General features: G+C 77.0%; 10 protein-coding genes and 1 pseudogene. 2 read left to right on the top strand and 9 right to left on the bottom strand.

Translation table 11 applies throughout. The features are described from left to right. Window positions 1-97 precede the first annotated feature (97 nt). The 3 genes and pseudogenes from ACRYMY_RS02960 to ACRYMY_RS02950 all read right to left on the bottom strand — a co-directional run. Window positions 98-682, bottom strand: a pseudogene (locus ACRYMY_RS02960) (GNAT family N-acetyltransferase); the annotation flags it as partial. A 99-nt stretch (window positions 683-781) separates the two neighbouring features. Then, on the bottom strand, window positions 782-2,290 hold the full coding sequence (locus tag ACRYMY_RS02955) for a CYTH and CHAD domain-containing protein (RefSeq protein ID WP_432545769.1): 1,509 nt from the start codon (window positions 2,288-2,290) through the stop codon (window positions 782-784). A 33-nt stretch (window positions 2,291-2,323) separates the two neighbouring features. Next, on the bottom strand, window positions 2,324-2,773 hold the full coding sequence (locus ACRYMY_RS02950) for a MarR family winged helix-turn-helix transcriptional regulator (RefSeq protein ID WP_432545778.1): 450 nt from the start codon (window positions 2,771-2,773) through the stop codon (window positions 2,324-2,326). A gap of 106 nt (window positions 2,774-2,879) precedes the next feature. Between ACRYMY_RS02950 and ACRYMY_RS02945 the strand changes: the two genes are divergently transcribed. Both ACRYMY_RS02945 and ACRYMY_RS02940 read left to right on the top strand, forming a co-directional pair. Continuing rightward, entirely contained in the window at window positions 2,880-3,119 is a 240-nt protein-coding gene (locus ACRYMY_RS02945; protein WP_432545768.1) for a hypothetical protein, read from the top strand. A gap of 64 nt (window positions 3,120-3,183) precedes the next feature. Next, window positions 3,184-4,137 (top strand): PfkB family carbohydrate kinase, encoded by a 954-nt coding sequence (locus ACRYMY_RS02940; protein WP_432545767.1) that lies wholly within the window; start codon window positions 3,184-3,186, stop codon window positions 4,135-4,137. A gap of 29 nt (window positions 4,138-4,166) precedes the next feature. Here the strand turns inward: ACRYMY_RS02940 and ACRYMY_RS02935 are convergent, their stop codons facing one another. From ACRYMY_RS02935 to ACRYMY_RS02910, 6 genes are read right to left on the bottom strand one after another with little or no spacing between them, the layout of a single operon-like run. Further along, on the bottom strand, window positions 4,167-4,586 hold the full coding sequence (locus ACRYMY_RS02935; RefSeq protein ID WP_432545766.1) for a cation:proton antiporter: 420 nt from the start codon (window positions 4,584-4,586) through the stop codon (window positions 4,167-4,169). Window positions 4,587-4,591: 5 nt separating this feature from the next. Next, complete coding sequence (locus tag ACRYMY_RS02930) at window positions 4,592-4,849, bottom strand: monovalent cation/H+ antiporter complex subunit F (protein ID WP_432545765.1); 258 nt, start codon at window positions 4,847-4,849, stop codon at window positions 4,592-4,594. Continuing rightward, on the bottom strand, window positions 4,846-5,241 hold the full coding sequence (locus ACRYMY_RS02925; RefSeq protein WP_432545764.1) for a Na+/H+ antiporter subunit E: 396 nt from the start codon (window positions 5,239-5,241) through the stop codon (window positions 4,846-4,848). The genes ACRYMY_RS02930 and ACRYMY_RS02925 overlap by 4 nt, the downstream gene beginning before the upstream one ends. After that, the gene (locus tag ACRYMY_RS02920) at window positions 5,238-6,872 is read right to left on the bottom strand and encodes a monovalent cation/H+ antiporter subunit D family protein (RefSeq protein ID WP_432545763.1); all 1,635 of its coding nucleotides are present in this window, start codon (window positions 6,870-6,872) and stop codon (window positions 5,238-5,240) included. The genes ACRYMY_RS02925 and ACRYMY_RS02920 overlap by 4 nt, the downstream gene beginning before the upstream one ends. Then, window positions 6,869-7,276 (bottom strand): cation:proton antiporter subunit C, encoded by a 408-nt coding sequence (locus ACRYMY_RS02915; RefSeq protein WP_432545762.1) that lies wholly within the window; start codon window positions 7,274-7,276, stop codon window positions 6,869-6,871. Before ACRYMY_RS02915 ends, ACRYMY_RS02920 begins: the two co-directional genes overlap by 4 nt. Continuing rightward, a complete protein-coding gene (locus ACRYMY_RS02910) occupies window positions 7,273-10,215 on the bottom strand; it encodes a DUF4040 family protein (RefSeq protein WP_432545761.1) in 2,943 nt (980 codons plus the stop codon). Before ACRYMY_RS02910 ends, ACRYMY_RS02915 begins: the two co-directional genes overlap by 4 nt. Between the last annotated feature and the right edge of the window lie 23 nt (window positions 10,216-10,238).

The raw sequence follows: 10,238 nt of genomic DNA, 5'->3' as shown, positions 1-10,238 counted from the left end.
CCGCCCCGCCCCCCCCCCCCCCCCCCCCCCCCCCCCCCCCCCCCCCCCCCCCCCCCCCCCCCCCCCCCCCCCCCGCCCCCCCCCCCCCCCCCCCGGCGGGCCACTCGGCGGCGGTGATCGAGTAGACGACGGTGTCGCGCAGGCTGCCGTCGGGCATCACCTGGTGGCTGCGCAGCACGCCGTCCTGCTTGGCGCCCAGGCGCTCGATCGCCCGGCGGGAGGTCGCGTTGTGCCAGTGGGTGCGGAACTCCACCGCGACGCAGTCCAGCACCTCGAAGGCGCGGGTCAGCAGCAGCAGCTTGGCCTCGGCGTTGACGCCGGTGCGCTGCGCGCTGGGCGCCAGGAACGTCGACCCGACCTCCAGGCGGCGGTGCTCGGGGGTGATGGCCATGTAGGTCGTCGCCCCGCACACCGCGCCGGTGTCCAGGCGGCGCACGACCCACGGCGCCATCGTCCCGGCGCGCTGCAGGCCCAGGCGGCGCTCCACCTCGGCTTCGACCTCCCCGGGCGCGGGGATCCGCGTGCACCAGGTGCGGTGCAGGTCGCCCTCGGCGACGACGGCGCGCAGGTCGGCGGCGTGCCCGGGGCGCAGCGGCTCCAGGGCGACGCGCTCGCCGCGCAGCGGCACGGCCTCGCTCGGGTCGGGGACGGGTGGACGGGGGTGCTGGTCGGGCTCGGGCACGGCCCATGCCTACCGCACCCCCCGTCCGGTCCACCTCGTCCGGACGGGTGGGCCCGGATCCGACCCGGGGGCGACCCGGGGCGCGGCGAGCGGTGCGGCTCAGCGCATCCAGCGGCGCAGCTTCTTGCCGTGCGCGGTGTGCCAGGCCTCGTCCAGGTCGTGGCGGGCGACGGCGGCGCGCACCTCCTCCAGCGCGTGCAGCCGCCCCAGCACGAACGCGCCCTCCCCGGCGCCGGCGACGAGGGACTCCAGCAGCGCGGCGGCGCGGCGGGCGTCCTCGTGCTCGACGACGACGTCGAGCAGGCCGCGCACGGCGTCGGCGTAGTCGTCGGCGGCGTCGCCGGAGACGGGCACGAGCAGCTCGGCGGCGCAGCGGGCCCGCTGGGCGGCCGCGCGCACGGGTTCCAGGCTCTCGTCGCCGTCGGGGTCGACGTCGCGGTAGGTGTCCTTCAGCGCGCGGTGGGCCTCGGCCACGAGCGGCACGAGCCGCTTCTTCGGCGAGCGGCCGGCCTCCTCGGTGAAGGGCGGGACGGCGACGAACTCCTCCAGCGCGGCGACGAGGGCGCGGTAGCGCTCGTCGTCGAGGGCGGCCAGCACGTCGCGGTGGGCGGCGGCGCGGCGCTCGGCGACGGCCTCCTGCAGGACGGGGCCGGCGCTGTCGGCGCGGGCCTCCTCCTCCAGGTCGGCCAGCACGCGCTCGCCGACGGCCTCGGCGTCGCGGGCCTCGCCCAGCACCCCGGCCAGCCACGCCAGCTCGGGGCGCAGCCGCTCGGCCGGCCCGGCGGCGAAGACGGGCGCGAAGACGGCCAGCAGGCTGTCCAGGCGCAGCGCGGCGCCGCGCATGGAGGTGACGGCCTCGGGGGCGTCGATGCGCACCAGCGGGTCCTGCGAGAGCAGCCGGCCGACGCTCTCGGCGAGGGTGGCGCGCACGACGTCCCCGGAGTCCCCCGGCGTCCCCGAGCCGCCGGCGCCCTGCTCGTGCTCCTCGGCGGTCTCGACGTCGTCGAGGACGGTGCGCAGCTGCTCGGTGCGGTCGGACTCCTCCGCGCCGGCCTCCTCCCAGGCGGTGGAGACGGCGTCGAGCAGGTCGCGGCGGCCGTCGACGACCTCGACCTGCCACTCGGCCCACGACTGGGCGGGCGCGTCCTCGCTGCCGAGGGGGCGGGCGGTGACGTCGCGGGTGGTCAGCCGGGCGACGACCCGGCCCTCGGCGTCGAGCAGCTCGCGCTGGCGGGCGGTGGCGGACAGCTGGAGCACGGGGCCGAGGGTGCGGCCGCGGGCGGCGGCCCAGGTGAGCTTCTGCAGGGCCGCGGGCGCGGTGCGCACGGCGCGGCCGAGGGCGTGGCGGACCTCGTGGTGGCGCGGGCCGCGGCCGGGCAGGGCCAGCACCCAGCCGCGCGGGCCCTCGCCGGTCTGCCGGCGCACGGAGGCCCCGGCGGCGGCCAGCGCGAGGTCGGGGGTGTCGTAGTGGGTCTCCTCGCTGGTGCCGGCGCCGGCGTCGCGCACGTCGGCGACGCCGGGCAGCTCACCGCCGCCGGGCGCGTCGCGGGGTTCGTCCTGCGCGGGGGCCAGGAAGGTCCGGGTGAGGGCGAGGCGCGGCGTCGGCACGGCCCATGACTACCACGCCGCGCGGGGGTGCGATCAGTCCCCGTCGCGCTCGCGCCCGCCGTCCTGGGCGGCGCGGGCGGCGGCGATGACGGGCCCCAGGCCGTCGCGGACGGCCTCCAGCGCGGCCACGTCCAGGCCCAGGCGCCGCAGCACCTGGCCGGGCACCTCGACGGCGCGCTCGCGCAGGTCGCGGCCGGCGGCGGTGAGGGTCAGCGCCAGCGAGCGCTGGTCTGCGCTGTCGCGGCGGCGCTCGACGAGCCCGGCGGCCTCCAGCCGCTTCAGCAGCGGCGAGAGGGTCGGCGGGTCCAGCTGCAGGGCCTCGCCCAGGTCGCGCACCGAGCGCGGTGAGCGCTCCCACAGGGCGAGCATCACGAGGTACTGCGGGTGGGTCAGCCCGAGCGGTTCGAGCACGGGCCGGTAGACGGACACGACGGTGCGGGCGGCGACGACGAGGGCGAAGCAGACCTGGCGCTCCAGGGCCAGCGGGTCCTCGGGCGCGCCCGTCCCGCCGAGCTCGCCGGGGGTCGGGTGCTCGACGTCACGGGCCGCCGGGGTTGAGGTCACCGTCCCACCGTACGACGATGTGCGCGTGAACGATTCGCACACCCCGCGTTCGCTGCGGCGCCCGCGGTCGCGCTTCCGCCTCGTCGACCTCGTCCTCGACGCCGCGTTCACCTTCACCGGCCCGGCGCAGGTGCACCACGACGAGGCCCCGCCGCGGGGGCCGCGCACCGAGGAGGAGGCCCGCGCCGGCTACGGGCGGTGGGAGCGGGTCACCGACGCCACCGGGCACACCTACCTGGTGGAGCGCCGCGCCCCCGACGCCTGACCGGCGCCCGGCCGACGCGCACGATCGGCGCGCACGACCGGCGCCGTCCGGGGAGGGTGGTGGGGTGAGCGCGCGCGTCACCGTCTTCAGCCCCTCCCCCGCCCTGCGGGTCGTCGTCGAGCCGACCACCGCGGGCGGGGTCGAGGTCCACCTGCACCCCGGCGGGCAGGGCACCTGGGTGGCGCGGATGGCCGCCCGCCTCGGCGCCGACGTCACGCTGTGCACGCCCGTGGGCGGGGAGGCCGGCACCGCGCTGACGGCCCTGCTCGCCGAGGAGGGCCTGCGCACGTGCGCGGTGCCGACCCGCCGCGCCACCGCCACCGTCGTCCTGGACCACCGCGGCCGCGGCGGCAGCCCCGACGCCGAGCAGGGCGACCGGGTCGCCGAGTCCACGTCGACGCTGACCCGGCACGAGGTCGACGACCTCTACACGGCCACCCTGACCGCGGCCCTGGACAGCGCCGTGCTCGTCCTGACGGGACCCGAGCACGACGACGTGCTGCCCGCCGACACCTACCGCCGGCTGGCCGAGGACGTGGGCGGCCAGGGCGTGCTCGTCGTGGCCGACCTGTCCGGCGCGCCGCAGGAGCAGGCGCTGGCCGGCGGCGTGGACCTGCTCAAGGCCGCGCACGACGAGCTGCCCGGCGAGGAGGGCGAGGACGAGGTCGACGCCGCGGACACCGAGGAGGTGCTGCGCCGGGCCCGGCGGCTGCAGGGGGCCGGCGCGCGCGAGGTGCTCGTCACCCGCTCGGCGGAGCCGCCGCTGCTGCTGACGGCCGGCGACGGCGCGCACCGGGTGGACGCCCCGCGCTTCGAGGCCGTGCAGTTCCGCGGGGCGGGCGACTCGATGAGCGGGGCGGTCGCGGCCCGTCTGGCCCGCGGCGACACCCTCCTGGACGCCGTGCGCACCGCGGCCGCGGCCGGGGCGCTCAACGTGACCCGGCAGGGCTACGGGACCGGGCACGGCGAGGCCGTCGAGGTCGTCGCGCGGCGCGTGCGCACCGCGCGCCTGGCCTGAGCGCCGGGACCGGGCGCCGCCGGCGCGCCTCAGCGCACCGGCCGCTCGGCGCCCTCCACCTCGACGAGGTGCTCCTGCTCGTCACCGCCCACGACCGGCCCGCCGCCGGAGTCCTCGGCCAGCTCGTCGTAGCGGGTGGCCGCCGTCAGCGGCGCCCCCGTCAGGTAGGCCGAGCGCGCCACGGCGATGCTCGCCACCACCGAGGTGATGAGCTGCAGGAGGAGGGCGACGAGCGCCTTGACGAGGTTGGGCACGGTCGGCTCGGCCAGCAGGACGCCGACGAGCACCGAGCCGACGCCCAGCCCGGCGGCCGTCGTCGCCGTCGACACGCGCGTGTAGAAGTCCGGCAGCTTGAGCATCCCCAGGCCGGCGCTGAGGAAGATCAGGCCGCCGACGACGGCGAGCACCTGGCCGACGACGGGGAACCACACGTCGAGCACCGCGTCCACCGCGGTCACCTCCGTCCACGGGTCAGCAGGCGGGCCAGGGACATCGCCGACAGCGCCCCGACGAGGGTCGCCACGAGCACGAGGTCGAACGTGCCGTCGCTGCCCACGCGCAGGCCCAGCAGGGCGATGAGCGCGATGACGGCGAAGAAGAGCAGGTCGGCGGCCACGACCCGGTCGGCGTCGCGCGGGCCGCGCACCATGCGCACGGTCGCGGCCACGACGGCGGCGAGGACGAGGACGGCGGCGACGTCGAAGCCGATCACGCGGCGGCCCCCGCGGAGACGAAGCCGCCGGGGCGCAGCGCGGCGAGCATGCGGTGCTCCAGGTCGTGCAGCTCGGCGCGCAGCTCCTCGCGGTCCGGGTGGTACATGCCGTGCACGTGCAGCGTCCAGGTCCGGTCGCGCCGGGAGGCGGCGCCCTCGGCGTCGCCGCGGAAGCTGAACGCCATCGTCCCGGGCGTCAGGGAGATGAGGACGGCCAGGCTGGTGGCCTCGAACTCGGTGCGGCAGGCCGTCGGCAGCCGCACGATCCCCGGGGTGCTGCGCTGGCCGGGGCTCAGCTCGTCGGCGATGAGCGTGGCGTAGGAGACCAGCAGCAGCTTCGCGTACCAGGCCGCGAAGCCGAGGAAGCGCAGGGGCCAGGTGGTCCGGCTCACGAGGACGTCACCGCCTCCAGGTAAGGGGTCGGGTCGAGCAGGCCCTCGGCGGCGACCTGGGCCAGGGACATGAGCAGCTGCCCACCGAGGCCGAGGCCGAGGGTGACGACGGCGAGGACGACGCCGGGCAGGGCCAGCGCGAGGCCGATGCGCCGGCCCGGCCGCGCGGTGGCGGTCGTGGTGCTCGCGGGCTGCGGGTCGGTCTCCGTGGTCGTCTGCTCCCCGGTGCGGGTGGCGACGGCGGTGGGGGCCGCGCCGCGCGCGCCGGCGGCACCGCCCAGCGCCGGTCCCGAGGACTCCCCGCCGCCGCCCGGGTCGGCACCGGGGGCCGCGGGCTCGCCCCAGAACATCGCCGACCAGATCTTCAGCATGGACAGGAGCGTGAAGAGGCTGACGGCGACGGCGACGACGGCCGCGGCGACCTGGCCCTCGGCGACGGCGGCCTGCACGAGGGAGAACTTGGCGACGAAGCCGGAGAACGGCGGGATGCCGGCCAGGGACAGCGCCGCGGCGAAGAACGCCACCGCGACGAGCGGCTCCGTGCGGGCGATGCCGCGCACCGCCCCCAGCGGGTGGGTGCCGTAGCGGACCTCCACCGCGCCGGTGGACAGGAACAGCGACGCCTTCACGATCATGTGGTGCAGCAGGTAGAAGATGCCGGCCGCCAGCCCGAGCGGCCCGAACAGGGCGACGCCGAGCAGGATGTAGCCGATCTGGCTGACCATGTGGAAGGCGAGGATCGAGCGGGTCGTGCCCTCGCCGACGGCGCCCAGGACGCCGACCACCATGGTGGCGGAGAACAGCAGGACGCCGACCCACAGCCAGCGCTCGTCGCCGCCGAAGACGACCGCGTAGATCCGGTAGATCGCGTAGATCGCGACCTTGGTGTGCAGGCCGGAGAACATCGCGGTGACGGCCGGGGAGGCCGCGGGGTAGGCGCGCGCCAGCCAGCCGTGCACGGGGACGACGGCGGCCTTGATGGACAGCGCGAGCAGGCAGACCGCGGCGGCGACGGCCGCGCGCCCGTCGGTCTGCGCGGCGCCGGCGACGTCGGCCATGTTCACCGAGCCGGTCACGCCGTACAGCAGCCCGACACCGGCCAGGAAGATCGTCGAGGTCAGCAGGTTGACCGTCACGTACAGCCGGGCGCCGGCCACCCGCGAGGTGGTGCCGCGCCGCGGCGCCGCCATGACGAGCAGCGCGTACGAGGGCAGCAGCATGACCTCGATGAAGACGAACAGGTTGAACAGGTCGCCGGTCAGCAGCGCCCCGTTCACCCCGGCCGTCAGGACGACCACCAGCGGCGGGAAGAAGCGCCGGGCGGCCTCGCCGGAGGCGATCGCGAACAGCGCGCACACCGTGGTCAGCAGCCCGGTGACGGTGAGCATGAGCGCGGTGAGCATGTCCGCGGCGAAGGGGATGGCGATGCCCGCCGGCCACAGGCCGATGCGGTGGGCGACCACCCCCCCGTCGAGCTGGCTGACGACGAGGGCGACACCGGCGGCGGTGGACCCGCCGGTGGTGCCGAGCAGGAGCAGGCGCCCGAGCAGCAGCCGGTCGGGCAGCGCGACGAGCAGGCCGCCGACGAGCAGGGGGACGGCCACCAGCAGGGGCAGCAGGGTGCCGCTCACGGGGCCACCTCCTCGCGCCGGGCGGGGGCGTCGTGGGCGGAGGACTCGTCGCCCCCGCGGTCGGCGGGCCCGTCGGGCTCGTCGTCGTCCGCGGCGTCCCCGCGGGCCAGCTCGTCGTCGCGCCGGCCGAGGACGGCCAGGGCGAGCATGTACATGGTGATCGAGAAGGCGATGACGATGGCCGTCAGGACGAAGGCCTGGGGCAGCGGGTCGGCGGTCAGGGCCGGGTCGGGCTCGGCGCCCAGCGGCTCGCCGCGGCGGGACACACCGCCCGCCGCCATGATCACGAGGTTGGCGGCGTGGCCGAGCAGGACGAAGCCGAGGACGACGCGGACCATCTCCCGCTGCAGCAGCAGGTAGACGGCGCCGGCGACGACCACGCCGACGGTGAGGGCGAGGATCACGGCACCTCCTCGGGGGCGCGAGCGGCGTGGGCGGGGGCGCGGTGCCCGGTGTCCGCGGCGGCCCGCGCCTCGCCGGGCGGGTCGCCGGCGCGGTCGGGCGTGCCGGGCGTGGGCGAGCCGGCGCCGGGGACGGCGTCCTCGGGGACGACGCCGCCGAGCCGGTTGAGGGCGACGAGCACGACACCGACGACGGCGAGGTAGACGCCGAGGTCGAAGACGAGCGCGGTGGTGAAGTGGTAGCCGAGCACGTAGGCGTGCAGCGGCCGCAGGAACGAGCCGTCGGCCAGGCCGGCGAGGCCGGTGGCGGTGCCGACGAGGACGCCGCCGCCGATGAGCGCCAGGTAGGGCCACTTCACGCGGGCACCGCGGTCGGTGGAGGAGGCCAGGTAGACCAGCGCGAAGCCCGCGCCGCCGACGAGGGCGGAGATGAACCCGCCGCCGGGGGCGTTGTGGCCGCGCAGCAGGAACCACAGCGAGGTGACGACCATGACGGGCCCGACGGCGCGCGCCAGGACCCGCAGCGGGGCGGCGTTGTCGTCGGCGCCCAGCAGCGGCGAGCGCGCGCCGACGGCCAGCCCCGGCTCGCCCTCGGGCAGGGCCCGGCGGGCCTGCAGCGCGACGAGGATCGCCACGCCGGCCAGCCCGAGGACGGTGAGCTCGCCGAGGGTGTCCAGGGCGCGGAAGTCGACGAGGATCGTGTTGACGACGTTCGTGCCGCCGGTCTCGGTCTCGCCCTCGCGCAGGTACCACTCGCCCGCGGCGGACAGCTCGCGCCGGCCGGTCAGGGCGAGCACCCCGACGGTGGCGGCGGCGCCGGAGGCGACCGCGAGGACGGCGGCCCCGGCGGCGCGGGCGCGGCGGACCTTCCCGAACGCGGCGGGCAGCCGCCGCAGGACGAGGACGCCGGCGACGACGGTGAGGATCTCCACGAGCAGCTGGGTCAGGGCCACGTCGGCGGCGCCGAGCGCGACGAACCACAGGGCGACGCCGAAGCCGGTGATGCCGACGACGGACAGGGCCCCGATGCGCGAGCGCACGACGACGGCGGCGAGCACGCCGAGGGCGACGATCCCCAGCAGCACCCAGTCGGTGCCGGCGTCGAGGTCGCCGACGACGGGCGGCAGGCCGCCCAGGCCGGGCAGGGCGACGGCGGTCAGGACGAGCAGGAGGACCAGCGGCGCGGCCAGGTGGCGGGCGGGGGCGCTGGAGCCGGTGAGGCCGCCGACGCGGGCGCCGAGGGAGATGGCGCCCCGGCGGAAGCCCTCGACGGCGCCGACGCCGGTGTACGGCAGCAGCGGGCGGTCCAGGAGCCGGTCGACGCGGTGGCGGGCGGCGACGAGGAGGGCACCGAGCACGATGACCGCGGCGGACATGAACAGCTCGGGGTTGACGCCGTGCCACAGCTCCAGGTGGGCGTCGACCTCCGCGCCGTGGGCACCGCCCGCGCCGCGGCTGACGAGGTCGTCGAGCAGGAACGGGGCGAGGCCGAGCCCGAGGCCGGCGAGCGCGGGCAGCGCGGGCGGCAGCAGGAACGCCGCACCGGCCTCCGGGGGGCCGCCGGGGTGGGTGTGCGGCTCGCCGTCCTCGCCGTGGCCGGAGGCGTCCTCGTCGTCGGTGTGGGTGTCGTGGTGCCAGGTCTCCCGCATGGGCGGGCCGAAGAAGGCCCCGGTGACCATGCGGCCGCAGTAGGCGAAGGTGAGGACGGCGGCGCTGACGCCGAGGACGCCGAGGACGGGCCCGGTCCAGGCGGGGCCGGGCGCCTCGAGGAACGCCGCGAACATCGACTCCTTGGACACGAAGCCGAGCAGCGGCGGCACCCCCGCCATGGACGCCGCGCCGAGGACGACGACGACGGTGGTCAGGGGCATGCAGCGGCGCAGCCCGGACAGGTCGCGGATGTCGCGGCTGCCGGCCTGGTGGTCGATGACGCCGACCACCATGAACAGGGCGGACTTGAACAGGGCGTGGGCGACGGTGTGGACGACGGCCGCGGTGAGGGCGTGCTCGGTGCCGACGCCGATGGTGGCGACGAGGAAGCCGAGCTGGCTGACGGTGGAGTAGGCCAGCAGGGCCTTCAGGTCGGTGCGCTGGAGGGCGAAGAGCGAGCCGATCAGCGCGGTGGTGATGCCGAGGCTGATGAGCAGCAGGTGCCAGGCCGGCACCCCGGACATCGCGGGGCTGAAGCGCAGCAGCAGGTAGATGCCGGCCTTCACCATCGCCGCGGCGTGCAGGTACGCGCTGACGGGGGTGGAGGCGGCCATCGCGTCGGGCAGCCAGGAGTGGAAGGGGAACTGCGCCGACTTGGTGAACGCGGCGACGGCCAGCAGGACGGCGACGACGGTGGCGAAGCCGGGGTCGGTGCGCCAGGCGTCGTCGGTGAGGATCGCCGACAGCTGCGTGGTGCCGGTGCGCACGGACATCGTGACGACGGCGGCGAGCAGCGCGAGGCCGCCGGTGGCGGTGACGAGCAGGACCCGCACGGCCGGCTGGTGGGCCGGGGCGCCGGAGCGGGTGATGAGGAAGAAGGAGCAGAAGGTCGTCGCCTCCCAGGCGACGAACAGCACGACGACGTCGTCGGCGGTGACCAGCAGCAGCATGGCGGCCGCGAAGAGGGTCATCAGGCCGTAGAAGCCGGTGTGCGCCTTCTTCGACAGGTAGCGGGCGGAGTAGGCCATGACGGCGGCGCCGATGATCAGCACGAGCAGCGCGAAGACGAGGGAGAGCCCGTCCAGGCGCAGCCGCAGCCCCACGTCCAGGGCGGGGATCCACGGCATCTCGTGGGTCAGGCCCTCGCGCGGGGCGGCCAGGCCCAGCCACAGGCCGAGGGCCAGCAGGCCCGCGGCGATCGGCCACCCGGCCTCGCGGCCCAGGCGGTGGCCGAGGAGGGGGGCCAGGACCGCGAGGAGGGCGGTCAGGCCCAGGACGGCGGGCAGCAGCACGTTGTTCCACCTCTGGCGGCTCG

The sequence above is a fragment of the Kineococcus haloalkalitolerans genome (assembly GCF_050871905.1).
Lineage (GTDB): Bacteria > Actinomycetota > Actinomycetes > Actinomycetales > Kineococcaceae > Kineococcus.
This window is presented reverse-complemented; position numbering and strand designations above follow the sequence as displayed.